General features: G+C 55.4%; 21 protein-coding genes. 7 read left to right on the top strand and 14 right to left on the bottom strand.

Going from position 1 to position 24,916, the window contains the following annotated elements:
• Positions 1–50 precede the first annotated feature (50 nt).
• From AC5Q5A_RS18375 to aptA, 5 genes are all read right to left on the bottom strand, one after another.
• Positions 51–1,208, bottom strand: a complete 1,158-nt coding sequence (locus tag AC5Q5A_RS18375) for an ABC transporter permease (RefSeq protein WP_493896167.1) — start codon at positions 1,206–1,208, stop codon at positions 51–53.
• On the bottom strand, positions 1,205–2,134 hold the full coding sequence (locus AC5Q5A_RS18370) for an ABC transporter permease (RefSeq protein WP_296988476.1): 930 nt from the start codon (positions 2,132–2,134) through the stop codon (positions 1,205–1,207). The genes AC5Q5A_RS18375 and AC5Q5A_RS18370 overlap by 4 nt, the downstream gene beginning before the upstream one ends.
• Positions 2,124–2,915 (bottom strand): ABC transporter ATP-binding protein, encoded by a 792-nt coding sequence (locus tag AC5Q5A_RS18365; RefSeq protein ID WP_008890125.1) that lies wholly within the window; start codon positions 2,913–2,915, stop codon positions 2,124–2,126. Before AC5Q5A_RS18365 ends, AC5Q5A_RS18370 begins: the two co-directional genes overlap by 11 nt.
• Positions 2,916–3,171: 256 nt before the next feature.
• Positions 3,172–4,038, bottom strand: coding sequence for a nitrilase-related carbon-nitrogen hydrolase (locus AC5Q5A_RS18360; RefSeq protein ID WP_008890127.1), 867 nt, complete (start codon positions 4,036–4,038; stop codon positions 3,172–3,174).
• 247 nt (positions 4,039–4,285) lie between these two features.
• A complete protein-coding gene (gene aptA / locus AC5Q5A_RS18355; protein WP_008890128.1) occupies positions 4,286–5,617 on the bottom strand; it encodes an omega-aminotransferase AptA in 1,332 nt (443 codons plus the stop codon).
• A gap of 496 nt (positions 5,618–6,113) precedes the next feature.
• Here aptA and AC5Q5A_RS18350 point away from each other — a divergent pair, with 496 nt between their 5' ends.
• Both AC5Q5A_RS18350 and AC5Q5A_RS18345 read left to right on the top strand, forming a co-directional pair.
• Positions 6,114–6,752: a TetR/AcrR family transcriptional regulator gene (locus AC5Q5A_RS18350; protein WP_120226552.1), complete on the top strand. Its 639-nt coding sequence runs from the start codon at positions 6,114–6,116 to the stop codon at positions 6,750–6,752.
• 192 nt (positions 6,753–6,944) lie between these two features.
• On the top strand, positions 6,945–7,718 hold the full coding sequence (locus tag AC5Q5A_RS18345; protein ID WP_286791795.1) for a substrate-binding periplasmic protein: 774 nt from the start codon (positions 6,945–6,947) through the stop codon (positions 7,716–7,718).
• Between the two features lie 73 nt (positions 7,719–7,791).
• Here AC5Q5A_RS18345 and AC5Q5A_RS18340 read toward each other — a convergent pair whose 3' ends face one another.
• From AC5Q5A_RS18340 to AC5Q5A_RS18330, 3 genes are read right to left on the bottom strand one after another with little or no spacing between them, the layout of a single operon-like run.
• A complete protein-coding gene (locus AC5Q5A_RS18340; RefSeq protein WP_063087951.1) occupies positions 7,792–9,063 on the bottom strand; it encodes a Zn-dependent hydrolase in 1,272 nt (423 codons plus the stop codon).
• A 41-nt stretch (positions 9,064–9,104) separates the two neighbouring features.
• Positions 9,105–10,382, bottom strand: a complete 1,278-nt coding sequence (gene preA, locus AC5Q5A_RS18335; RefSeq protein ID WP_493896166.1) for an NAD-dependent dihydropyrimidine dehydrogenase subunit PreA — start codon at positions 10,380–10,382, stop codon at positions 9,105–9,107.
• A 25-nt stretch (positions 10,383–10,407) separates the two neighbouring features.
• Positions 10,408–11,766 (bottom strand): NAD(P)-dependent oxidoreductase, encoded by a 1,359-nt coding sequence (locus AC5Q5A_RS18330; protein ID WP_064781863.1) that lies wholly within the window; start codon positions 11,764–11,766, stop codon positions 10,408–10,410.
• A gap of 528 nt (positions 11,767–12,294) precedes the next feature.
• Between AC5Q5A_RS18330 and AC5Q5A_RS18325 the strand changes: the two genes are divergently transcribed.
• Positions 12,295–12,720: an acyl-CoA thioesterase gene (locus AC5Q5A_RS18325; RefSeq protein WP_120226549.1), complete on the top strand. Its 426-nt coding sequence runs from the start codon at positions 12,295–12,297 to the stop codon at positions 12,718–12,720.
• Between the two features lie 13 nt (positions 12,721–12,733).
• Here the strand turns inward: AC5Q5A_RS18325 and AC5Q5A_RS18320 are convergent, their stop codons facing one another.
• The 6 genes from AC5Q5A_RS18320 to AC5Q5A_RS18295 form a co-directional block, all read right to left on the bottom strand.
• Positions 12,734–13,801, bottom strand: a complete 1,068-nt coding sequence (locus AC5Q5A_RS18320; protein ID WP_296988469.1) for an osmoprotectant NAGGN system M42 family peptidase — start codon at positions 13,799–13,801, stop codon at positions 12,734–12,736.
• Positions 13,802–13,842: 41 nt separating this feature from the next.
• Entirely contained in the window at positions 13,843–14,712 is an 870-nt protein-coding gene (locus AC5Q5A_RS18315; RefSeq protein WP_064788377.1) for a FadR/GntR family transcriptional regulator, read from the bottom strand.
• Positions 14,713–14,764: 52 nt separating this feature from the next.
• Positions 14,765–15,757: an ABC transporter ATP-binding protein gene (locus AC5Q5A_RS18310; protein WP_493896165.1), complete on the bottom strand. Its 993-nt coding sequence runs from the start codon at positions 15,755–15,757 to the stop codon at positions 14,765–14,767.
• A complete protein-coding gene (locus AC5Q5A_RS18305) occupies positions 15,750–17,687 on the bottom strand; it encodes a dipeptide/oligopeptide/nickel ABC transporter permease/ATP-binding protein (RefSeq protein ID WP_493896164.1) in 1,938 nt (645 codons plus the stop codon). The genes AC5Q5A_RS18310 and AC5Q5A_RS18305 overlap by 8 nt, the downstream gene beginning before the upstream one ends.
• On the bottom strand, positions 17,684–18,631 hold the full coding sequence (locus AC5Q5A_RS18300) for an ABC transporter permease (RefSeq protein WP_493896163.1): 948 nt from the start codon (positions 18,629–18,631) through the stop codon (positions 17,684–17,686). The genes AC5Q5A_RS18305 and AC5Q5A_RS18300 overlap by 4 nt, the downstream gene beginning before the upstream one ends.
• Before the next feature lie 90 nt (positions 18,632–18,721).
• On the bottom strand, positions 18,722–20,290 hold the full coding sequence (locus AC5Q5A_RS18295; protein WP_493896162.1) for an ABC transporter substrate-binding protein: 1,569 nt from the start codon (positions 20,288–20,290) through the stop codon (positions 18,722–18,724).
• A gap of 240 nt (positions 20,291–20,530) precedes the next feature.
• Between AC5Q5A_RS18295 and AC5Q5A_RS18290 the strand changes: the two genes are divergently transcribed.
• From AC5Q5A_RS18290 to AC5Q5A_RS18275, 4 genes are all read left to right on the top strand, one after another.
• Positions 20,531–21,196 carry a DUF1028 domain-containing protein gene (locus AC5Q5A_RS18290; protein WP_493896161.1) on the top strand — a complete coding sequence of 222 codons (666 nt, stop codon included), beginning with the start codon at positions 20,531–20,533 and terminating at the stop codon, positions 21,194–21,196.
• 19 nt (positions 21,197–21,215) lie between these two features.
• The gene (locus AC5Q5A_RS18285; RefSeq protein WP_493896160.1) at positions 21,216–22,454 is read left to right on the top strand and encodes an allantoate amidohydrolase; all 1,239 of its coding nucleotides are present in this window, start codon (positions 21,216–21,218) and stop codon (positions 22,452–22,454) included.
• 333 nt (positions 22,455–22,787) lie between these two features.
• Positions 22,788–23,222, top strand: a complete 435-nt coding sequence (locus tag AC5Q5A_RS18280; protein WP_064781861.1) for a universal stress protein — start codon at positions 22,788–22,790, stop codon at positions 23,220–23,222.
• A 31-nt stretch (positions 23,223–23,253) separates the two neighbouring features.
• The gene (locus tag AC5Q5A_RS18275; RefSeq protein WP_493896159.1) at positions 23,254–24,774 is read left to right on the top strand and encodes an alanine/glycine:cation symporter family protein; all 1,521 of its coding nucleotides are present in this window, start codon (positions 23,254–23,256) and stop codon (positions 24,772–24,774) included.
• Positions 24,775–24,916 lie beyond the last annotated feature (142 nt).

Here is a 24,916-nt window from a genome sequence, read left to right as displayed (position 1 = left end):
TCCTCAGGTTGTAGTCAAGTCCTCCCGACGGGTCGTCTTGTTTTATGCCTTTAATGGCGACGTACCCGGAATGACGGATGCCATGACGTCGCTTTTCTCTCGATATAAGCCACGGCTCCGTAGAAGGCGGTCCCCGCAAGGGCCGCCAATGCGATTTCCGCCCAGACCATGTCGATATTCATCCGCCCGACCTCGGTCGAGATGCGGAAGCCCATACCAACAATCGGGGTGCCGAAAAATTCGGCGACGATTGCACCAATCAGCGCAAGCGTGGAATTGATTTTAAGTGCGTTGAAAACAAACGGCATGGCGGCCGGTAAACGCAGACGAAACAGCGTTGACCAATAGCCCGACGCGTATGTCGCCATCAGGTCCTTTTCAAGCTTTCCGGCGGCATTCAACCCGGTCACGGTATTCACCAGCATCGGGAAGAAGGTCATGATCACGATCACGGCCGCCTTCGATTGCCAGTCAAAGCCAAACCACATCACCATGATCGGTGCGACCCCGATGATCGGCAGGGCCGAGACCATATTGCCCAACGGCAAAAGACCACGTTTGAGGAACGGCACACGGTCGACCGCGATCGCCACGATAAAGGCCGATCCACAGCCCATGACATAGCCGCTGAGTACTGCCTTCACAAAGGTCTGGTGGAAGTCGGCGGCCAGAATGTCGGTCGAATTGACGAAACGTTCGCCAATCATGCTGGGCGGCGGCAACAGAACCTGTGGCACGCCAAAGCCCGACACCACGACTTCCCAGACAAACAGAAGCCATACGCCAAAGGCCACCGGCACGACAAAGTTCGCCAGATGCTGTTTGGTGCGATCAAGGCTGTGGAAATTGGCAATCACATCAATCCCGCGCCAGACAAACGCCCAAAGCGAAAGAATGAACAACCAGAACCCCGGCCCGGCATAGCCAGCAACACCGTAATCATAAAGAACACTGATCGCCTGCCAGCAACCAAATACCGCAATCGCCAGAATGACCATACCGGCGGTGACCGATCCGACACCAAGCCAGGTAAAGGCCGACCCGGCAATCACACAGAGCGCCATGGCAACGGCAAGCCCCGGAATATCCCCGACAAAGGCAACCTGTTTGCCGGTATCACCATCCACACCCGCAAGCGGAAAGATCAGCGCAAGCAAGGCCGCAATCGCCGCGACGAGACAGAACTTGTCCAATTTCGCCCAGGTCATGACTTCACCCCCATCCGCACAAGGACCCGGCGTTCACACCAGCCGACGATCACAACAAGGATGGCGGCCACAAACGCCGCGGTCAGAAGGGCCGACCAGATTTGAATGGTCTGTCCGTAATAGGACCCGGCCAGCAAACGCGCGCCAAGTCCCGCCTGCGCACCGGTCGGCAATTCACCAACGATGGCACCGACCAGACTGATCGCAATCGCGACTTTCAGGCTGGCAAACAGATATGGCATGGCCGATGGCAAACGAAGCTGCCAGAAAGTCTGCCATTTCGAGGCATTATAGGTCCGCATCAGATCAAGCTGGATCACCTGCGGGGAACGCAGGCCTTTGACCATGCTGATCGTGACCGGGAAGAAGCACAAATAGGTCGAAATGACCGCCTTTGGCACCAGCCCCTTGATCCCGATGGCGCCCAGAACAACGATGATCATCGGCGCGATGGCCAGGATCGGAATGGTTTGCGATGAAATCACCCACGGCATCAGGCTTTTTTCAAGCGTCATGACATGAACAATCCCCACTGCCAGCAACACACCCAGCAACGTGCCAATCCCGAAACCCAGAAGGGTCGAGGAAAGCGTTACCCAGCTGTGATAGACCAGCGAACGTTTCGACGTGATCTTGATGGCAAAGATGGTGTGATACATCTCGACCGCGACCTGATGCGGGGCGGGCAGGATCGGGCGATCTTGCGCAAGGGTATCTTCGATCAGCTGGCCCGTAGTCCAAGCCTGATCGGCGCGGTTGTAACGGTCAATCTGGGTCGGCGCGTTCATGAAAACCGCCCCGACATACCACAGAACAAGAAGGGCGATCAGAACAACGCAGACCGGCCCGGTCTGGCCAGACATCATGCGCGTCCAGGTCGATGGTCCGCGAACGGACCCGGTCATGGCAGCAGTGTTACTCGTCATTGCTGTGCCCCGCACGCAGCCCTTCCCGCACCCGATGCGCAATCTCGAGGAATTCCGGCGTTTCGCGGATATCCAGTGTGCGGTCTTTCGGGAAGTCGGTTTCGATCACGTCAATGATCCGCCCCGGACGGGGTGACATCACAACGATCTTGGACGACAGATACACCGCCTCGGGGATGGAGTGGGTGACGAACGCCACCGTCTTGTTGGTCCGCGCCCACAATTTCAAAAGCTGTTCATTCAGGTGATCGCGCACGATTTCATCAAGCGCGCCAAATGGTTCATCCATCAACAGCAGGTCGGCGTCGAACGACAGGGCACGCGCGATTGACGCACGTTGCTGCATGCCGCCTGACAGCTGCCATGGGAATTTCTTTTCAAAACCATTGAGCTCGACCAGTTTCAGGGCCTCCTGGGCGCGCTTGACGCGCTCTTCCTTGGAGATTTCCATGATTTCGAGCGGCAAGGTCACATTGCGTTCGATCGAACGCCACGGCAAAAGTGCGGGTGCCTGAAACACATAGCCATAAGCACGCTTTTCACGCGCTTCGTGCGGCGTCACACCATTGATCGAAATCTCGCCGCCGGTGGCTTGTTCAAGGTCGGCGATCACGCGCAAAAGTGTTGTTTTGCCGCAACCCGACGGGCCGATAAAGGAAACAAAGTCGCCTTCCTCGATGGTCAGATCGACATCGGAAAGGGCATAAACGGGACCGTCTGCCGTCTGGAAGGTCAGCGACAGTTTCTTGATATCAACAACTGCTTTTTTCGATGCGGGCATCTCAGCAACATTATTGACGACTTGTTTTAGCGTCATGGGTTTTCCCCTGATCGTATGTCTCTCTCAGAACCAAAAGCGTCTCTTTTGGCACAGTCGATGGAAGCCTCCCTCAGGGACGTTGCCCTGAACCTTGTCGACATTGATCAAACGCATAAAGCCTTTGCCCGGTCGTTGCCGGGAACGGGGAATGATACCCCACCTGTCGATCAAGGCAAAACGGCGAGCAGCGCTTTGACCGCTCGCCGGTATCATGAAATCAGTTCCCGTCCGTAAGACGGGTATAGGTCGACGGGCGACGATCGCGGAAGAACTGCCAGTTGTCGCGAATTTCGCGCACCATCGACATATCCATGTCATGGACCAGCAATTCGTCATTATCGCGCGATGCCTGCGCTTCGATTTCGCCGCGTGGATTGACGAAATAGCTTTGACCGTAAAACTCGCCAATATCCCAGGGCTGTTCACGGCCCACCCTGTTGATTGCGCCGATAAAGCACCCATTGGCCACAGCCGATGCCGGCTGTTCGAGTTTCCAGATATATTCCGACACCCCGGCAACGGTCGCCGACGGGTTGACGATATATTCCGCGCCATTAAGTGCCAGGGCACGCCAGCCTTCCGGGAAGTGGCGGTCATAGCAGATATAAACGCCAAGTTTGCAGTACTGGGTATCAAAGACCGGCCAGTTCGATACGCCCGGCTTGAAGAAGAATTTTTCCCAGAAACCGGCAACATGCGGGATGTGGGTTTTGCGGTATTTGCCAAGATAGGTACCGTCGGCGTCAATCACGGCAGCGGTGTTGTAATAAACACCGGTGATGTCTTCCTCATAGATAGGGACAACGATCACCATTTTGTATTTGGCGGCCAACTCACACATCAGCTGTGTGGTCGGGCCATCAGGGATTTTTTCTGCGGCCGCGTACCATTTCTTGTCCTGGCTCGGACAGAAATAGGGCTGGGTGAATACTTCCTGAAAGCACAGAACCTGCACACCTTTTTTGCCCGCCTCTTCGATATAGGGCAGGTGTGCGTCGATCATGGCCTTGCGGATTTCTTCGGGGGACTGATCGGTTGAACCCTTAAGGCTCATTTGAATCAGGCCACCTCTCAGCTTTGACATCCGAGATACCTCCTTGATCTGATATTTTTATGTCCTTGCCACTTGTGTGGTCTGACGGACTTATGCCCAAACGCGCCCCAAGAACCCTGTTTGTTTTTTTACGGGTTCGTTCCCAGACGGGACGCGATCAGAAAAATCGCGAAACAGATGTTTCCTCCGTGGCGTTGCAGACCCGTTTGTTTTTGATGGCTCTGCAAGCCGGTTGTCCCCTGCCCGATTGCGCAGGCAGGGAACGAAAATCGTAATCCTAGTCGATCTCTTTAAGCACTTCGCGCAATGTGCCAAACAGCTGATCAATGTGTGATTTTTCAAGGATCAGCGGCGGCGACAGCGCAATGATATCACCCGTGGTGCGGATCAGGATGCCCTTCTCAAACGCCTTGAGGAAGGCATTGAACGCACGCTTGGTTGGGAAGCCTTCAATCGGCTCCAGCTCGATCGCACCGATCAGGCCAAGGTTACGGACATCCTTGACCAGCGGCAGGTCGATCAGGCTGTGCACTGCATCTTCCCAATACTGACCAAGTTCCTTGCCTTTGGAATACAGACCTTCTTCTTCATAGGTCTCAAGCGTTGCCATGGCAGCCGCACAGGCAACCGGGTTGCCCGAATAGGTGTAGCCATGGAACAGCTCGATCATGTTTTCCGGGCCGGTCATGAAGGCATCATGGATTTCGTCGGTGGCAAACACCGCACCCATCGGGATGGTGCCGTTGGTCAGGCCCTTGGCGGTCGTGACCAGATCCGGCTGAACGCCAAAGTAATCAACCGCAAACGGCGCACCCAGGCGACCAAAACCGGTGATGACCTCATCAAAGATCAACAAGATGCCATGCTTGGTGCAAATCTCGCGCAGGCGTTCCAGATAGCCCTTCGGCGGGATCAGAACACCGGTGGAACCTGCAACCGGTTCGACAATGACCGCCGCGATGGTCGACGGATCATGCAGCGCGCAAATGCGTTCCAGATCCTCGGCAAGGTATGCGCCATGTTCGGGCATACCGCGGGTAACACCGTTTTCGTCCGGCAGGTAAGTGTGACGCATATGGTCGACACCGCCCAGCATTTGGCCGAATGTTTTGCGGTTACCCGAAATACCACCAACGGAAATACCGCCGAAGTTAACACCATGATAGCCGCGTTCACGACCGATCAGGCGGGTCCGCTGTCCATCGCCGCGTGCACGGTGATAAGCCAGTGCGATTTTAAGCGCGGTTTCAACCGACTCAGAACCGGAGTTGGTATAGAAAACGTGGTTGAGATTGCCCGGCATCAACTGTGCCAGACGGCTGGCAAGTTCGAACGCCTTGGGATGGCCCATCTGGAATGCCGGGGCATAATCCAGCTCGTCCATCTGCGCCTTGACCGCTTCGACGATTTTCGGACGCTTGTGACCAGCGTTGCAGCACCAAAGGCCAGCGGTGCCATCAAGGATGTCGCGGTTATCGTCGGTTTTGTAATACATGCCATCGGCCGACACCAGCATACGCGGGGTCTGCTTGAACTGACGGTTGGCAGTAAAGGGCATCCAGAACGCCGAAAGATCGTTCGGACGGCTAATTTTCGTGGTGGCTGTCATCAAAAGGTCTCCCGTACCTTTTCAAGTTCTTCCCTCGACCGGTTCGGTGGCGGGCCACCGTGCACCGGCATCTGATATTCTTCATCCCGTTTTCGCGAAAAGGTATCTGGCCAAATGACCAAAATGTCGCACATTCGTTTTCCGGGACGGCCCGACCTGTTGCGGGCACACAAACGTCGTTAGCATGAGACATGCCCACGCACTAGCGCTTTAATACCACGGCGGAACTGTTTCGAATATTCGACTGTCAAACACCATTTCGGCGACCCTGATTTTTATTTACGGCGTCTATTTTGTGTTTATCTTTCATCGGTACTGTTCGATATTTCGGACAAAACCGACTCTTGACCATGGCTTGGAACGACGCGCATAAAAAGTTTCTTTTTGATATTTGCAGTAGAGGTTATTTTAACCTGACCAAACGGTCAAGATAAATGACGCGATTTAGACAGCACGATTGAGATCCATCAAAATCGGCGCGAAACGGGACACAAAAATGAGCACAAAACCCGCAGTAAACGGCGCACACAAGGCCGCGATCCGACAGGAAAACGAAGAACAGATTCTGGCCGCTGCCGAACGGGTCTTTGCCGATTTCGGGTTCAAGGGGGCAACCACCGCGCGGATTGCCGAAATCGCCAATGTTCCAAAGGCCAATGTGCATTACTATTTCAGCACCAAAGAAGCGCTTTATCGCCGCATCATGGAAGATGTCTGCGACCACTGGCTCGAAGCGGCAATGACATTCGATAACAGTGCCGACCCCGCCTTCATTCTGCGCGGTTATATCGAGGCCAAGATGGATTTGTCGCGCGTTCGTCCATACGGATCGCGTCTTTGGGCACATGAAATCATCCGTGGCGCCAAATTCTCGTCGGAATATATCTCGACCACGGTCAAGAACTGGCTCGATAGCCGTGTTGTGGTTATCCGGGGCTGGATTGACGAGGGCAAGATGGATGATGTCGAACCCTACACCCTGATGTACATGATCTTTGCCACCACCCAGCACTACGCCGACTTTGGCCGCCAGATCGAGATTTTCAATAATGACAAACCACTGACCGACGCACAATTTGCCGAGGCCAAGGAAAATGTCGTGCGCATCATATTGAAGGGTGTTGGCCTCGCCTGATCCCCCGTTTGGGGACCTGACTGCGGCCGACGTCACCACTTCTGTATAGTTGTATCGGATTATCACGGGACCAATTTTAGTTATTCCTGATAATCACGATGTTTGCAGACAATAATGCTGTGTATCGGACCATCACTTCGCGCTGTTTGTGGTTGTATTTCCGCCGTCCTGATCGGCGGATCTGCGTCCCTGATGACATTCCCGGCAGCTGCCGAAAACGCAATTTTAGCCCAGACACAGAACACCCCGCCTGCCAGCAATTGCAGGAAGCTGTCGGTTGGCGGCGCAGACGGTTGGGAGCCGATCACCTATATCCGTGATGATGGCCAACAGACCGGACTTGCGATCGACATTTTGCAGGATTATGCCAACCGTCACGATTTGAAGCTTGATCTCAATCTCGACATTCCCTGGACACGTGCCATTCAGATGCTCAGCAAGGGCGAACTGGATGTGATTGCCGGGGCCTATTTCACCCACGAGCGCGATCAGGTCCACTTTTACAGTGCGCCATTTGCCAATGACGACATCATGGTCTTTCAACGCAACGACAACCGTTTTCCGGTTGTCGAACTGAGCGACCTGATCGGGTATGATGGTGCGCGTCCGCAAGGTGGCAGTTACGGCGATTATATCGACCGCTTTGCCGAACAACGGCTGAACATGATTTTCTCCCCCACCGGCAATCGCATCTTTGACGTCCTGATGAATGGGCGGGTCGATTATGTGATGCTGGGGCGCTTTGACGGGCTGACCAATATCTATCGCGATAATCTGATCGACGAGATCATCGTGGTCGAACCACCGATTGACAGCAACAAAGTCCATTTCATGTTTTCACGCAAAAGCCCCTGCATGGGCCATGTCAGAAACCTGAATATCCTGATCGAACAGCTTGCCGAAGACGGAACGCTTGATCAGTGGACAGAGAACCATCTTCTTGATGTGTCCGAAGGGGCGAGTTAACGGCGGCGTGTTGCCAAAAGCAGGGCGCACATAACGCCCTGCTTTGTGTTTGGTCACCGTGAAATGCGGGACCCTATTTTTGCATCACGGTTTCATCGGCCTTGGCCAGAACCGCATGCAGCAGAACCTGCCCACCGGCATCCGACCAGTGTTTATGCACTTCTTCGATCTCGTTATGCGAAATGCCGTCAACACAGGGAATGAAGATCATCGCCGTCGGGCAGACTTGCGCGAGATAGCAGGCATCATGCCCAGCGCCCGAGACGATTTCACGCGCAGAGAACCCGCCAAGTTCGGCCCCCATGCGTACCGCGTCGACACAGGATTTATCGAACGGCACCGGTGCGTAATAGAAGATCTGCTCAAGCTCGGTCTGAAGGCCGATCTCCTTGGCAATCTTTTCCACACCTTCGCGCAATGCCTTGTCCATATCGGCCAGAACCGCATCATCGGGATGGCGGAAATCGACGGTAAAGAACACCTCGCCCGGGATAACGTTGCGTGAGTTCGGATGGATTTGCATCATACCGACCGTCGCACATGCCAGCGGGGAGCGATCCAGACCGATCTTGTTGACCAGATCAACCACGCGTGCTGCCCCCAGCAATGCATCCTTACGCGTCTTCATCGGGGTCGGACCAGCATGGGCTTCGACACCGGTGAACTTGATTTCATACCACCGCTGGCCCTGGGCATCGGTGACAATACCGATATCCTTGCCTTCATCTTCAAGGATCGGGCCCTGTTCGATATGGGCTTCGAAATAGGCCCCCATCGGATGGGCATCAATGGTCGCCTCGTCCGGCCCCATATAGCCGATCCGCTCCAACTCCTCGCCCATGGTTTTGCCATCAACATCCGCACGGGAATGACCGTATTCAAGGTCAAACACCTTGGCAAAGACGCCGGATGCCACCATGGCCGGGGCAAAGCGCGAGCCTTCCTCGTTCGTCCAGCAAACGACCTCAAGCGGCGCTTCGGTTTCGTATTTGGCTTCATTAAGCGTGCGGATCACTTCAAGACCCGAAAGCACCCCGTAAACGCCATCATACTTGCCACCCGTTGGCTGGCTATCAAGGTGGCTTCCCATCACCACCGGCGGCAGGTCCGGATTGCGGCCTTCGCGGCGGGCAAAGATATTGCCCATCTTGTCGATCCGGATCGAGCAGCCCTCTGCCTTGCACCAGTCGATGAACAGATCACGGCTTTCACGGTCAAGATCGGTCAGCGCCAGACGGCAAACGCCGTCCTTTGCGGTTTTGCCGATCTTGGCCATTTCCATCAGGCTATCCCAAAGGCGGTCACCATCAATTGACAGGTTACGTACACTGGGTTGAGCAGTCATTCGTCAGTCCTTTTGGTTTTGGTGGCGTTTGCGCGGATGGCTTATTCAGCAGCCACGCGCATGGGATTGAGCGGATGTTCGGGCCAGGTCATCGGCGGCTTGTCGGTCTTGACCGGTTCCATGGTGATGCAATCGGGCACCGGGCAGATGTGATAGCAAAGGTTACAACCCACACATTCCTCATTGACCACTTCAAACAGACGGCCGCCTTCGGGCTTGTCGGTCATGGTGATTGCCTGGTGCGAGGTATCTTCGCACGCAATATGGCAACGACCGCACTCGATGCAGTTATCCGGGTTGATCACCGCCTTGGTGTCGAAGTTCATGTTAAGCTCGTTCCAGTCGGAAACCTGCGGAACGGCTGCACGGGTGAACTGTTCGACACTGGTGTAGCCCTTGTCATCCATCCACTGGCTCATCCCGTCAATCAGGTCATCGACCACGCGGAAGCCATAGATCATCGCAGCCGTACAAACCTGAACGGCGTTCGATCCAAGCGCCATGAATTCAACAGCATCTTTCCAGGTCGTGATGCCCCCGATACCGGAAATCTCAAGATCGCGGGTTTCCGGGGTACGGGCGATTTCAGCAACCATATTCAGCGCAATCGGCTTGACCGCCGATCCGCAATAACCGCCATGCGTGCCTTTGCCGTCAACGACCGGCTCCGGGATCATGTTGTCGATATCGACCGACACGATGGAGTTAACGGTGTTAATCAGCGATACGGCATCCGCCCCGCCCTTCAACGCCGCTTCGGCCGACCACAGGATGTTGGTGATGTTCGGGGTCAGTTTGGTAAAGACCGGAATATCAACCGCGTCCTTGACCCAGCGGGTGACCTGTTCGACCATTTCCGGCACCTGACCGATGGCCGATCCCATGCCGCGTTCGCACATGCCATGAGGGCAACCAAGGTTAAGCTCAAGTCCATGCACACCGCTTTCGGCGATCTGCTGGGCCAGGTCCTTCCAGGCGCGTTCCTCGATCGGGGCCATCATCGAACCGATGATGACGTGATCAGGATACTCTTTCCGGCATTCACGGATTTCCTGAAGGTTGGTGGCAAGCGGACGGTCGGAAATCAGCTCGATATTGTTGATACCAAGCAAACGACGGTTCTGGTCATGGTGCGCGCCATAGCGCGAGGACACGTTGACCACGGGCGGATCGATGCCCAGCGTCTTCCAGACAACCCCGCCCCAGCCTGCTTCAAAGGCGCGAACGACGTTGTATTTCTTGTCCGTCGGCGGCGCGGAGGCCAGCCAGAACGGGTTTAGCGAATCAATACCGGCGATTTTGCAGCTTAGATCAGCCATTTTCTCTCTCCCTTTGGCTAGCGTTTCACGCGGATTTCAGGAATGCATCAATGGCGATGGCGGCCTGTTTGCCGTCTTCGACCGACTGAACAGTCAGGTCTTCGCCACTCTTGATGCAGTCCCCACCGGCGAACACGCCCGGGGCGGTTGTCTGATAATTTTTATCGACCACGATCTTGCCGCCGGTGATCTCCATCCCGGCAAGGTCATCGGTTTTGATTTTTTGTCCAATGGCCTTCAAAATCTGGTCTGCACGCACTTCAAAGGTTTCGCCTGTGCCAACAAGTTTGCCATTGGCATCAAGTTCGGTCTTTTCGAACTCCATGCCCATCAGCTTGCCATTGGCCTTGATCGCGACCGGCTTTGCCCAGTAACGCACAACTACGCCGTTGGTTTTGGCCAAATCCTGTTCGAACTCGGTCGCGGACATGTTTTCCGCACCCCGGCGGTAAACAAGGGTGACTTCCTCAGCGCCCAGGCGTTTGGCCTGTACCGCGGCATCAATTGCAGTGTTGCCACCACCGATGACGATCACGTTGTTGCCAACCGGCATATCGGATTTCGGTTCGGTCTGACGCAGTTTTTCGATGAAATTGATTGCATCATCAACGCCGGGAAAATCTTCGCCCTTAAGGCCAAGATCATTGGTCGAACCAAGGCCGACACCAACAAACACGGCATCGTATTTTGCTTTGAGGTCGGCAAGGTTGATGTCCTTGCCAAGCGCCTTGTTATATTCGATTTCAATCCCGCCAATGCCCAGAAGGAATTCGACTTCGCGCTGGGCGAAATCGTTGGTCATCTTATAGGCGGCCAGACCATATTCATTAAGTCCGCCCGGTTTCGGCTTGGCTTCGAACACGACAACGTCGTGGCCGAGCATCGCCGCACGGTGCGCGCAGGAAAGGCCCGCCGGACCGGCACCGACAACGGCAATGGTCTTGCCGGTTTTCGGCGCACGTTTGAACGGATGGGGCAGATCGCGCGCCATCAGATGATCAACTGCGTATCGTTGCAGGCTGCCGATCTCAACGGCGGTATCTTCGGCGACGTTACGCACGCAGGCCTCTTCACACAGCACTTCGGTCGGGCAGGCCCGCGCACAGGTGCCGCCCATGATATTGGCCGACAAAATGGTCTTTGCCGCCCCGTCCGGGTTGCCGGTGCTGATTTTGCGAATGAAGGATGGAATATCAATTGATGTCGGGCATGCGGTCACGCATGGCGCGTCATAGCAATACAGGCAGCGGTTGCTTTCCGCCATCGCCTGAAGCGTGGAATAGGCCGGATGCAGATCGGAAAAGCCGTCATCTGCGTCATTGTGACCAGCACCGCCATGAACGGCACCGGATTTTGAAGCTTGCTTGGCCTGCAAGGTGGTCATTTGTTTGTCTCCCTGCCAAAAAGGCGTCCTCTCCTGACGTCATCGAGAGACAAAACAAGAATGACATTACAATCGACCGCGGGCCAAAAATGATCGCAGCTGTCGCGCGATCAGAATACAGTTATGGCGTTACGTGGACGGGCGGGCCCGACCAACTCAGGGTCTCTCGTACTGACATTCTTGGCGTATCCGTTCAGACAATGCTGAACTGTTTCCCAGTATTTGATCTGCCGTGTGGTTATAGTTTCGGGGTTATCCCCGGTTGATACACGTGCAGATGCCTCTCTCTGACGGATACAGCATGTCCAATCCTGATCATTTGGTCAAGATTAAAAATCCGAATTCTTGGTTGGGTCGCAAAACACCTGCATCCGCGCTGAAAAACCGGGGCCCGGCACCATCATATCCGCATCGGATTGCAGGCCACTGGACATCCGGTATGTCCCTGATTTGGCAACATTTTGTGCTGGCTTTATTTAGACAAACTAAAGTAACGTCATCGGACAAACCCACTTCGGAAAGCCTTCGATGACCCTTGTAAACGATGCCACCGACACCCTCCCCGACCGTCAACCGTCGGTGCGTGCCGTTGCCATGCCGTCTGATACCAACCCGACCGGGGATATCTTTGGCGGCTGGTTAATGTCGCAAATGGACCTTGCCGCCGGAACCGCGGCCGCACGCCGGGCCAAGGGCCGAACCGCAACCGTCTTTGTCGACAGCATGTCGTTCCTGCGCCCGGTCCATGTCGGCGATGAAGTATCGTTCTTCACCGAAATCATCCATGTCGGGCGCACGTCGCTTCGCATCCATGTCCAGGCCTGGCGCCAAACGCGGTTTGAAGAAACATCCGACAAGGTGACCGAAGGTATCTTCACCTTTGTCGCGCTCGATGAGGCCGGCCGCCCCCGCCCGCTTGATCCCGATCCGGAAGACGCCTTGTCCGAGGCCTGATCAAGTATCCGGGTCAAACATCCGAGCCAAGCAACGGACTTTGCAGATACGCCACAAGCAATTCTCCGACCGCGACGAAGCTGTCGATGTGAGCACGTTCATGCCCGTGCGATGCATCCAGCCCGAAACAGATCAGTGATCCGCGCGCGTCATAGCCGGCTTCAATCCCGGCGGCCACGTCGCTTCGGTAAAACTTGAACACATCGCGGGAATGCTCGATGCCGTTTGCTTCGCACAGATCAAGCAAATGGCGATTAAGCTTGCGATCAAACGGGCCGGACATGTCCTTCATCGCAATGGTCACGCCATATTCGCTGGTGTTCTGCCCCGGCGCGAAGGTGCCGTTATCAACCGCGACCAGTTCGGCAATATCATCATCAAGGATGTGCGGCGCGCCATGACCGACTTCTTCGGCAATGGTAAACAGGATTTTGCAATCGACCGGCAAGGATACCTTTCCCGTCACAAGCGCACGGACAGCCGCCAGAACAGCCGCCACACCCGCCTTGTCATCAAGATGGCGCGACACGACAAAGCCGCTGTCGGTAAATTCGGCATTGGTATCAATCGCAACCATATCCCCGACATTGATGCCAAGGGCCACCACATCATCACGATTGGCAACCCGCGCATCCAGACGCAGCTCAAGCTGTTCCCATGTAACCGGCTGGCTTTCGATTTCGGTGTTATAGGTATGGCCTGATGCCTTGATCGTCAGGATCGTCCCGCGTGTTGTTTTGCCGTTATCGGAATAGACCGTCACGCGCGCCCCTTCGGCAAAGCGCGAAGACCAATGCCCGATCATGGCGACTTCCAGTCGGCCATTATCCTTGATCTGTTTGACCATTGCGCCGAGCGTATCAAGATGGGCTGCAACCGCGCGGTCGGATCCCTTGGTCTGGCCCGGAATGACAGCCCGGATCGCCCCCCGCCGGGTCAGTTCAAACGATATTCCCATATCGCGCAACTCGTCACAGACGAAGTCCACGGCGCGCTCGGTCATGCCCGTCGGGCTGTCAATCGTCAGAAGCCTTGCCAGAACCGCACTGAGATATTGTCGATCAATATGGGTTTCAGACATGATACCCGTCCTTAAATTCCTAGATAATGTCGGCTCAAAGATCAGTGTTTGGTTGCGATACCCGAAAGTGCTCGCAATTCGGCACTGGGTGACAAGTCACGCGGCAGATCGATATTGCCCGACCGGAAAAAGCGGTTTTCGACCACCGCTTCCTGTTCTTCCATCAAACGCTGGGCGGCGCACATATGTTGATAGGTGACCGCACGCGCCGTTTCACCATCGCCCTTGCGAAGCGCTTCGATCAGGCGGAACTGATAGTTGCGCCCCGTTTCGCGCAGTTCGGTATTGGGCTGATCATAAATCTTTTTGCAGACCGTCAAATTCATCAGCAAATCGATCATGAACCGACAGATAAATGACAGCAGCGGATTGGGGCAAAGTTCCACCAGAACCAGATGGAATTCCAGTTCCTTGATGCGTTGGCGTCGCGCCTCCTCGATCGAGGTCGGATGGCTCGCATACCATGTCATGACCTCTTCAAGTCGTTCGAAATCGTCTTCTTCCAGATGACCGATGCAGGCCGCGGCCATTTCCGGTTCCAGCAATATCCGAAGTTCGTAAATGTCGCGGATCGTCAGATCCTTGAAAAAGAAGTAATTGGCCAGAAGTTCGACCGCGCGTCCCTCGGACACGGTATCGATAAACGCCCCGCCGCCCGGTCCGGTCCGGGTTGCGATAATCCCCTGCGTTTCCATGGATTTCAGAGCTTCGCGCACGGTCCCCTTGGATGCGCCCAAAAGTGTAATCAGTTCCGCCTCCTGTGGCAGACGTTCGCCCGGACGCAGCCCCGTTTGCGCGATATAGTCTTTTAGCGCGTCGGCAATGATATCGGAACGTTTACGCTCTCGCTTGCGCGGGCGTGTCGTCAGCTCCAAGTCCTGTTTCGGCCCCTTGATCGGGTTCTTTGTCATTTGTTTTTCCCTGTCGCGCCCAAACGCATTCCGGCCCCTATTCTATCCTTTTTCAGGACCTTGTCACCGGATTGAGCGGATGCAGACATGCCGCATCGTGGTTATCCAAGCCGTATTGTGCATCCGGGACGGTGGCAACACAATCATCCTGGGCCCGCGGGCAGCGTGGCGCAAAGGCACAGCCGGGCGGCGGGGCCAGTGGATCGGGCAATTCGGCACTGGCATCTTCGACCGTAAGGCCGCGTTTACCCGGTACTGGCGCACTATCAAGCAACAAACGGGTATAGGGATGCTGCGGCTTTTCAAACAGTGCCCGCCCCGGCGCCTGTTCAACGACCCGGCCGAAATACATTACGGCCACCCGGTCACTGACCGCTTCGACCACGGAAAGATCGTGACTGATAAACACATAGGTCAGGCCAAATTGCGCCTTGAGTTCCGCCAGAAGGTTCAAAACCTGCGCCTGCACAGACACATCAAGGGCCGAGACCGGTTCATCAAGCACAATGATTTCCGGTTCTGCCGCAAGGGCGCGCGCAATGCCAATGCGTTGTGCCTGCCCGCCAGAAAATTCATGCGGATAACGATCAAGAAATTCCGGACGCAGATTGACCGCATCCATCAATTCCCTCATCCGCTTATCGAGCGCTTCGCCCGAAAGACCACGCAAATGACGCAAGGGAGCCGCCAGCGTTTCACGGACCAGCTTGCGCGGATTAAGCGAGCTGATCGGATCCTGAAAGACATACTGGATGCGCTTGGACAAGGCGTGGCGATCCCGGGCGATCAGATCATTCATATCCGATCCGGTCAGGGTAATATTGCCCTCTGTCGGGCGATCCAGCCCGACCAGCATGCGGGCCAGTGTTGACTTGCCACAACCTGATTCCCCGACAATGCCCAGTGTTTCACCCTTGCGCACCGCCACATCAATGCCGCGCACGGCATAGACCATGGGTTTCCGCCCACCCAAAATCGTGCGGCCGCCGCCAAAGGTGCGCACAAGGTCGCTGGTTTGCAAAACGACGTCAGACGTCTCAGACATTTGCCGCCTCCATCGGTTTGATACAGCGCACACCATGGCCGTCGCCCAAATCATCAAAGCTGATCTCACCAACCCGGCATTTATCCTCTGCCCGTTCGCAGCGATCAGCAAAGGCACACCCGGCTGGCAGGTTGTTAACGGCCGGTGGCAATCCCGGAATAGCCGCAGTGCGACGGTCCGGCTCACCCAGACGCGGCACGCAGTCAATCAGACGCTTGGTATAGGGATGCGCCGGATGGCCAAGAACCTGTTCGGTCGTGCCCATTTCAACAATGCGTCCGGCATACATCACCGCCACCCGATCACAGATTTCCGACACCACGCCAAAATCATGGGTGATAAACAGGACCGACGTCCCGTGATCGGTGCGCAGATTGTTCATCAATTTCAAAATCTGCGCCTGCACGGTGACATCAAGGGCCGTCGTCGGTTCATCGGCGATGATAAGTTGCGGCTCATTGGCCAGTGCCATGGCAATGCCGACACGCTGGCGCATACCGCCCGACAATTGATGGGGATAGTTTTCCACCCGGCTTTCCGGGTTGGGAATGCGCACCATACCCAGTAACTTGACGGCCTTCGCCCAGGCATCCTTGTAGCTCATGGCGTTATGGGCGCGGATCGCCTCGACCAGCTGATCGCCAATGGAAAACAGCGGATGCAGCGTCGAAAGAGGATCCTGGAACACATAGGCTGCCTTGCCACCGCGAATGTCGCGGACCTCGCGTTCGGACATGTCAAACACGTCCTTGCCATCAAACATCACCCGGCCCCCGGCAATCGTGCCGGGCGGCGATGCCACAAGCCCCAAAAGCGAAAGTGCGGTTACGGATTTGCCGGACCCGGACTCGCCTACCAGACCAACGCATTCATTCTTGCCGACCGAGAAACTGACACCGCCCACGGCCTTGTAGGTGTCATCCCCCAGAACGAATTCGGTGCGAAGTTCATCAACGGCCAGAACAGTGTCATTGGCAACCGGATGACCTGTGCCCTCGTCGCTGCGATCAATCTTGGTCAACGGTGCCGGACGTGCGAGCGCACCCGACTTCAGACGCGGATCAAGCACATCACGGATGCCATCACCCAGCAAGTTGATGCTCATCACCAGAATAAAGATCATCGCACCGGGAATGGCCGAAAGGTGCTGTGCGGTCGTGATCAGTTTGCGCCCCTCGCCCAGCATGGAGCCAAGGTCGGCCTGTGGTGGCTGCGCACCAAGCCCCAAAAAGCTCAAGCCTGCCGTCTCAAGGATCATCCAGCCAACTGTGGTCGAAATCGTAATCACGATCACCGGCATGACATTTGGCAGGATTTCCGTCACCAAGATACGGATATGCCCCTTGCCAGAAAGCTTGGCGGCATCGACGAATTCACGATGCGCAATACCCACCGTCACACCGCGAATGTTACGCGCAAAGAACGGGATATTGACCACCGCAATCGCATAAAGCGCATTCATCAGGCCCGGCCCAAGGGCCGCGACAATCGCCAGTGCCAGAAGGATATAGGGAAAGGCCATCAACATATCGATGCCGCGCATCATGATGTTGTCTGTCCGCCCGCCAAAATAGCCCGACACGATCCCGATGGTCGATCCGAACAGGGCCGCCACCAAAGACGCCGAAATCCCGACCGCAAGACTGACCCGTGTGCCCCAAAGCAAACGCGACAAAAGATCACGTCCCAGATGATCCGTGCCCAGAAAATGCCCATCCGAGAACGGCGGCAACAAACGTTGCGCCGGGTCGGTCACATCCGGATCGGGCAGCGGAAGGATCGGCGTGATCAAGACAAGCGCGATGACAAGGGCAAGGATCGCAGCCCCCATCAGGGCCAGTTGATTGCGCGCCAAAAGCTTAAACGCCGAGGGCCGCGCAGAACGCTTTTTGGCTTTGATATCCGGTGCTGTTGCTGTGTTGCTGGTCATGCCTTCACCCTCGGATCAAGCAGATGCTGCAATACATCGGCAAACAGATTGAAAAGAACATAGCTGCCCGCGACCAGAACCACGCCGCCTTGTACAAGCAGGATGTCACGGGTTGAAATCGCATTGACCAGCATGCGACCAATGCCGGGCCACTGGAACACGGTTTCAATATAAACCGCCCCGCCCAGAACAAAGCCCGCCTGCACCCCGATCACCGGAATGACATTGACGAGCGCTGCCTTGAAGGCATGGCGATAAATCACCCGGTTTTCATCAAGCCCCTTGGCGCGTGCCGTCCGAATGAAATCCTGACGCAGGACTTCAAGCATGTTCGATCGGGTCAGCCGGGCAATAATTCCGGTCGCCACCACGGCAAGCGTGACCGACGGTAAAATCAAATGGCGGATCAGATCGGGCAAATCCCCGCCACCATAAATCGCATACATGCCGCTGACCGGAAGCCACCGCAATTCAACGGCAAAAAACATCATCAATAAAAGACCCAGCCAGAAACTGGGCACGGAAATGCCAATCAGGACCGCAAAGGTCAGCGCCTTGTCCGCCCAGCCATATTGACGCACGGCGGAAACTACCCCGGTCAAAAGGCCAAAAATCGTACAGAGGACAAGCGCCGTACCCGCAAGGATCAGGGTCGCGCCAAACCGTTCAAGGATTTCATCCAGAACTGGCCGGTTCAGGCTATAGGATCGCCCGAAATCGCCCTGAAGCATATTGGTCAGCCAGATCCAGTATTGTTCGACCATGGTTTTGTCCAAACCAAGATCGGCACGCAACTTCTCGACATTATCCGGCGTGGCATAGGATCCAAGGATCGCCAATGCCGGATCGCCAGGGATCATCGACATAATCAGAAAAACGATCACGGTCAGGCCCAGTAAAACCGGCACCATCAGGATCAATCGACGTAAAATATAGACGTGCATGGCAAGGCTCGTCTGGCTATGTGCGGGAAATGGGATTTAAAGCAAAAATGCCGGGACTGGCAGGCCATGCCCCGGCATTGATGTATCAGATCAGTTCTTTACGACATCATCAAGCAGCAGGAAGAAGGACGGCTGCAATTTGAAACCATCCACCAGCGTGCTTGAAACCGCATTCTGTTTCCAGTTTGCGATAAAGGCCCATGGCGCATCGTCATAGACGATTTCCTGCATCTCGCGATACAGCTTGGCACGTTCGGCCTGATCGGTCGAAGAGCGGGCTGCTTCAAGAAGCTTGTCCACTTCCGGGTTGGAATAGTAACCGGAATTGAAGCCGCCCTTGTCCGGCCACGCATCGGTGCGCAGCGCCAGATATGGCAGGGTGTCGGGATCGTTGGTCATCCATGCCATTTCTGCCATGTCCGCCTTACCTTCAAGACCCGGGTTCACCTTGCCAAGGAAGGTGTTCCATTCGTAGGTCTCGATTGCAACCGTCAAGCCAACCTGTGCCAGATCAGCCTGAATGGCTGCCCCCATCGGGACCGGATCAAGCATGCCCGAGCCACCTTCGGTGACATAGAAGGTAACTTCTGCCCCGTCGGCACCAGCTTCCTTGATCAGTTGTTTGGCCTTTTCCACATCATGCGGATAAGGTTGGAGCTGTTCGTTATAAGCCCATGCAAAGGCAGGCGGGGTCGGACCCGATGCGATTTCAGCCGTGCCCTGAAGCACGTTTTCCACCAATGCCTTTTTATCAATCGCATAGTTGATCGCCTGACGGACTTTCTTGTCCTGGAACGGGCCTTCTTTCAGATTGAGGATCAGGAACCACAAGTGCGGGCCTGCCTGTTCATAGACGCTGAAGTTATCGTCGCCCGCAAGCTGGGTCAGGCTGTCTGGCGGGACTTCGACCATCAGGTCAATACCACCGGCCATCAATTCGGCCACACGGGTGTTGGCATCCGTGATCGGACGGAACACAACTGCTTCAAGCTTGGCCGGATCTTCCCAGTAATCGTCGTTGCGTACGACAACCACCTTGGCGTTGCTTTCCCATTCGGCAAACTTGAACGGACCGGTGCCCACCGGGCTGCGGCCAAAGTCTGCCCCGTTCTCCGCAACAGCCGTCGGCGAAACAATCAGGCCGGTCGGATAGGCAAGGTTGGACAGGAACGGCGCATAAGGTGCGTTCAGCTGGAACTTGACGGTCAGGTCATCGACGACTTCGACCTCTTCCACCGCGCTAAAGAAGAAGGCAAGCGGGAAAGGACCGGTGTCATGTTCAGGATGATTTTCATCAAGCATACGGTCGAAATTGTACTTCACCGCCTCTGCATTGAACGGCGTGCCGTCATGGAAAGTTACCCCGTCGCGCAGGCTAAAGGTGTAAACCGTTCCGTCATCAGAGATCGTCCAGCTTTCTGCAAGGGCGGGCTCAACTTCGAGCGTGCCGTCCTTGTAGCGGACCAGACCATCATAAACATTCATCAGAATGCGGAAATCATTCACGGCGGTCACTGCCGCCGGATCAAGTGATTTGGGCTCTGCAATCTGACCGACCACCAGGACACCCGGTGGCGTCTGGGCTTCGGCCGGGCCGAAACCGATTGCGGAAACCGCAAGGGCTGCTGCTGCAAGCACCCCTTTAAACAGGCTTTTCATTCAAGCCTCCCATGTTGAAACCTTCCTGTTACCCCCGGCTCATACCGAACCGACCGACAACGCACCGTATGTGAGGTGTTCTTTTTGATTGGACGTTTCCTGAATTCCGAACCCGTTGTCGATGCTTTCGGATGTCACGGTTGCAAAACATATTTATAATGATAAATTCGATTTCGGCAATTATTTATCATTATAAATTTAGGACAGCACATTCAACAAGCTGTCTGACAGGCGGGAAACATGACCTTCACAATCGTCGCCAGAGACCCGAAAACCAATGCACTGGGCATCGCCAGCGCAACGGGAAATCTGGCCGTTGGCGGGTTTGTCCCGCATATTGCGCCGGGTATTGGTGCCATCGCCACACAGGGTTTCTCGACCAATTTTTGGTACGGCATCAATGGTCTGGCACTGCTTGAACAAGGAAAATCTGCGGAGTCGGTCCGTGAAAAATTGACCGGTGATGACGATGGTCGCAATTGGCGACAATTGATCGTCCTTGACCAAACTGGTGAAACGGCTGTCTGGACGGGGGATAAAAACCGATCAGAAACCGCCGAAATCACCGAGCGCGATTTGGCTATTGCCGGAAATATGCTGGCCCACAGCAATGTACCCGATGCCATGCGTGAAAAGTTCACCATGATGCGCAAGGCACACGAGCCATTTGAGAAATGCATTCTCGAAGCGCTCGTCGCAGGTTTCAAGGCCGGGGGTGATGTGCGTGGCACAACATCGGCAGTGATCAAGGTCATGACGCCAAACCGCCTGCCCCTTGATCTGCGTGTTGATGATCATTCTGATCCCGTGCACGAACTGATGCGCCTGTATGGCAAAACACAGGATCCGGAATACCGTTACTTCTTTGATCGTCTGCCGACACCTGACAAACCTCACCAATACTAGAACCAGGGCAAAAATCGCCATGCTTGGCCAACTGATCTTTGACCGCCTTGAAGAGGCCGCCATCCACAGCCAACCCGGTCCGGGTGTTACCCGTCTGTTCTTGAGTGACGAACACCGCGCCGTCACGCCGCTGATCCGCGACTGGATGACCAAGGCGGGCCTTGTCAGTGAAATTGACGCCGCAGGCAATATCGTCGGGCGTGATCAAAAGGCGCTGGATGGCGCACCCACCCTGATCATGGGATCCCATCAGGACACTGTTGTTTCGGGCGGGAAATATGACGGAATGCTGGGCGTTGCCCTGCCGATTGCCGTGATTGAACAGCTCAATAAATCAGGGATCGACTTGCCATTCGGCATCGAAATCGTTGCCTTTGGCGATGAAGAAGGTACGCGCTTTCAATCAACACTCGTCGGTTCACGGGCGCTTGCGGGCAAACATGACCCGAAATCGCTGGAGGCCACCGATGATAAAGGCATATCTGTTGCAGATGCCTTGCGCGCATCTGGTTGTACGCCCGAAGATATCGCAGGCCTCAAACGTGACAAGGCCAATGTACTGGGCTTTATCGAAACCCATATCGAACAGGGTCCGGTTCTTGAAAAGCGCGACCTGCCCGTTGGCGTTGTTACCGCACTGACCGGCATTGAGCGCCACCGCATTCGTATTCAGGGCAAGGCCAGCCATGCGGGAACAACGCCGATGAATGACCGACACGATGCCTTGGTGGCAGCCGCCGATGTCATCCATCAGGTAGAAGGCATTTGTTCGATGACCGATGGCATGGTCGGTGTCGTCGGCAAGATCGAAGTCAGCCCGAACGCGGTCAATGTCATTCCCGATCATGTTGATCTGACCATCGAACTGCGCGCGCCTGAACGGATTGTTCGGGTCAATGGTCGCGGACAAATCCTGTCGGCACTGCCCAATATCGCGACCAATCGCCGTGTGGAAATATCGGCCGACCTGACCTATGAGGCCGAAGGCGTACCGTGCGCCAACTGGATCATGGATGGGCTGGGTCAGGCAATTGGAGAACAGGGCATAGAACCCTTCCGGCTGTTTAGCGGCGCAGGCCATGACGGGCTTGCCATGCATGATCTGTGTGACATCGGCATGTTGTTTGTGCGGTGTCGCGACGGGCTAAGCCACCATCCCGACGAAGCCGTCACGCCAGAGGATATCGATGTTGCCGCCCGTGTGTTGATCGACTTCCTGCAAATGGTCGGTCCCATCAAAGGAATTTCTGGCACATAAACGGCCTGACCTGGCCGGTCGTACGCACTTTTTTTAAGCGTTCTTGCAAAACATTCCCACGCGCGCCGAAAAGTTCGGCGCGTTTTATTTTGTTTGGCCGTCAAATAGCACGCCAAAACAGAACATCTTATTTTTATACCTCAACTTTTTGGCGAATTCGTTTCAGTTTTATGTATCATTCCCCCATGTCGTTTCACTTGGCGCTGGAAATGAAATTCGGGGGAACCGTCGTGTGCTGGTGTCAAATGCGACATGGTACAGGCCGACACCTGTATTGCGAGAGGAAGTGGGAGAGTCTTGTCCGACATTTCAGTCTCTGATCAGGAGAAGCACATGACCGATCAGCCAATTCTTGTGGGCTATGACGGAACAGATGCCGCACAGCGCGCCGTGGAGTTCGCGGGCAAACGCGCAACAGCCGAAGGCTGCGCCATTCATCTGGTTTACGTTCTTGAATGGTCCCCCTACAGCTTCCTGTCGACACAGGAACTTGAAGAGCGCCATCAACGGCGAACAGAAGAACTGTCGCGGGCGGAGGAAACCCTCAAGCCCGCGTTGGACGCGCTTAACAAACTTAAAATACCGGTAACTTCGGAAGTCCGTTACGGCCATTCCGGCGAGTTGATCTGCAAGATCGCCGAAGACAAAGGCGCCTGTCAGATCATCGTCGGCAGGAAGGGTGGATCGACATTGAGCGCCCGGCTGCTGGGCAGTTTGCCGCTTACCCTGGTTCAGGCGTCGCCTGTTCCGGTCACTGTCGTTCCGTAAGGCAATCACGAAGTTAAACCGGAGAACCATCATGTTCTGGAAAAAGACAGCAGCAGCCAGCGCCGTTGCAATGATGTCGGCCACCCTGCCGCAAATCGCACTCGCGCAGGAAGTCGGCCTTGATGAAAGAATCAATCAGGCGATCGCACCGATTTCTAACGTGATTGCCGGCACCATGTTCTATTCCGTGCCCATTGCCGGCACGGAATTTCCCCTTATTGTCGGCTGGCTTGTTGTTGCCGCCACCATTTTCACGCTTTATTTCGGCTTTGTTCAGTTCCGTCGCTTCGGCCATGCCATAGCACTGGTCAAGGGCGACTATTCCCATCCCGAAGATGCCGGTGAAGTTTCGCACTTTCAGGCCCTTGCCACCGCCCTTTCGGGCACGGTCGGGCTTGGCAATATTGCCGGTGTGGCCGTTGCCGTTTCCATTGGCGGACCGGGGGCAACATTCTGGATGATCCTGGCCGGTCTTTTGGGCATGGCATCGAAATTCACCGAATGTACGCTGGGCGTTAAATATCGGAACGAATATGACGACGGCCGCGTTTCCGGTGGCCCGATGTATTACCTGTCCAAGGGCATGGCTGAAAAAGGCAAACCCGGATTGGGCAAGGTCTTGGCTGTCGTCTTTTCGATCTGTTGTATTGGTGGCGCTGTTGGCGGCGGCAATATGTTTCAGGCCAATCAGGCCTTCCAGCAGGTGGTCAATGTCACCGGCGGGGAAAACAGCTTTTTGGCCGGATCGGGCTGGCTCTTTGGCCTAGTCATGGCAATCATTGTTGGCGTCGTGATCATTGGCGGCATCAAATCCATCGCCAAGGTGACCGAAAAGATCGTGCCGCTTATGGCGGTGATTTACGTCACCGCCGGCATGATCATTATCTTGTCCAACATCACCATGGTCGGCGATGCCTTTGCCCAGATCTTTGTCGGTGCCTTTACCGGGGCCGGTGTTGCCGGCGGTGTGATCGGTGCATTGATACAGGGCTTTAAACGTGCAGCCTTCTCGAACGAAGCTGGCATTGGTTCTGCCGCCATCGCCCACGCAGCCGTCCGTACCAAGGAACCGGTGACAGAGGGCTATGTCGCCCTTCTTGAACCGTTCATTGATACGGTGGTGATCTGCACCATGACCGCCCTTGTGATCACCATCAGTGGCGAGTTGAATTCTGGCCTGACCGGGGTTGAGCTGACCTCGGCGGCGTTTGCATCGGCCTTTACCTGGTTCCCGCTGATCCTGGCACTGGCGGTTGTGCTGTTTGCCTTTTCGACCATGTTGTCATGGTCCTATTACGGGCTTAAAAGCTGGACCTATCTGGTCGGTGAAGGCAAGGGCAAGGAGATCATTTTCAAACTGTTCTTCTGCCTGTGCGTGATCGTTGGGGCCTCCATGAGCTTGGGCCCCGTGATTGATTTCTCGGACTCCATGATCTTTGCCATGGCGATCCCCAACATCATCGGCCTTTATTTCCTGATGCCGGTGGTGCGCGGTGAGGTCAAACAATACTGGGCCAAGATCGAAAGCGGCGAGATCAAGAAGGTCAAGTAAGCCAAAACTTTGAAACGATTCCAAACACCCCTGCCCTCTGGCGGGGGTGTTTGGTTGGCGCCCTGCAAGTCCGGCATGGCAGCTCATCACGGCCATAGCTATGCAAGGCTTGCGAAATATGCGATTTTAATCGGCACAGGCA

It is taken from the genome of Thalassospira sp. CA1, from assembly GCF_059052855.1.
Note: the sequence above shows the minus strand (reverse complement) of the source record. Positions and strands in the feature narration are given on the sequence as shown.

Bases quoted from the DNA above. Each gene is read 5' to 3' on its own strand.
- AC5Q5A_RS18345 (WP_286791795.1), top strand. From the start codon at position 6,945: ATGACATTCCCGGCAGCTGCCGAAAACGCAATTTTAGCCCAGACACAG.
- AC5Q5A_RS18340 (WP_063087951.1), bottom strand. From the start codon at position 9,063: ATGACTGCTCAACCCAGTGTACGTAACCTGTCAATTGATGGTGACCGC.
- preA (WP_493896166.1), bottom strand. From the start codon at position 10,382: ATGGCTGATCTAAGCTGCAAAATCGCCGGTATTGATTCGCTAAACCCG.
- aptA (WP_008890128.1), bottom strand. From the start codon at position 5,617: ATGACAGCCACCACGAAAATTAGCCGTCCGAACGATCTTTCGGCGTTC.
- AC5Q5A_RS18310 (WP_493896165.1), bottom strand. From the start codon at position 15,757: ATGTCTGAGACGTCTGACGTCGTTTTGCAAACCAGCGACCTTGTGCGC.
- AC5Q5A_RS18370 (WP_296988476.1), bottom strand. From the start codon at position 2,134: ATGACGAGTAACACTGCTGCCATGACCGGGTCCGTTCGCGGACCATCG.
- AC5Q5A_RS18295 (WP_493896162.1), bottom strand. From the start codon at position 20,290: ATGAAAAGCCTGTTTAAAGGGGTGCTTGCAGCAGCAGCCCTTGCGGTT.
- AC5Q5A_RS18365 (WP_008890125.1), bottom strand. From the start codon at position 2,915: ATGCCCGCATCGAAAAAAGCAGTTGTTGATATCAAGAAACTGTCGCTG.
- AC5Q5A_RS18290 (WP_493896161.1), top strand. From the start codon at position 20,531: ATGACCTTCACAATCGTCGCCAGAGACCCGAAAACCAATGCACTGGGC.
- AC5Q5A_RS18315 (WP_064788377.1), bottom strand. From the start codon at position 14,712: ATGACAAAGAACCCGATCAAGGGGCCGAAACAGGACTTGGAGCTGACG.
- AC5Q5A_RS18275 (WP_493896159.1), top strand. From the start codon at position 23,254: ATGTTCTGGAAAAAGACAGCAGCAGCCAGCGCCGTTGCAATGATGTCG.
- AC5Q5A_RS18280 (WP_064781861.1), top strand. From the start codon at position 22,788: ATGACCGATCAGCCAATTCTTGTGGGCTATGACGGAACAGATGCCGCA.
- AC5Q5A_RS18350 (WP_120226552.1), top strand. From the start codon at position 6,114: ATGAGCACAAAACCCGCAGTAAACGGCGCACACAAGGCCGCGATCCGA.
- AC5Q5A_RS18375 (WP_493896167.1), bottom strand. From the start codon at position 1,208: ATGACCTGGGCGAAATTGGACAAGTTCTGTCTCGTCGCGGCGATTGCG.
- AC5Q5A_RS18300 (WP_493896163.1), bottom strand. From the start codon at position 18,631: ATGCACGTCTATATTTTACGTCGATTGATCCTGATGGTGCCGGTTTTA.
- AC5Q5A_RS18285 (WP_493896160.1), top strand. From the start codon at position 21,216: ATGCTTGGCCAACTGATCTTTGACCGCCTTGAAGAGGCCGCCATCCAC.
- AC5Q5A_RS18330 (WP_064781863.1), bottom strand. From the start codon at position 11,766: ATGACCACCTTGCAGGCCAAGCAAGCTTCAAAATCCGGTGCCGTTCAT.
- AC5Q5A_RS18360 (WP_008890127.1), bottom strand. From the start codon at position 4,038: ATGTCAAAGCTGAGAGGTGGCCTGATTCAAATGAGCCTTAAGGGTTCA.
- AC5Q5A_RS18320 (WP_296988469.1), bottom strand. From the start codon at position 13,801: ATGTCTGAAACCCATATTGATCGACAATATCTCAGTGCGGTTCTGGCA.
- AC5Q5A_RS18305 (WP_493896164.1), bottom strand. From the start codon at position 17,687: ATGACCAGCAACACAGCAACAGCACCGGATATCAAAGCCAAAAAGCGT.
- AC5Q5A_RS18325 (WP_120226549.1), top strand. From the start codon at position 12,295: ATGACCCTTGTAAACGATGCCACCGACACCCTCCCCGACCGTCAACCG.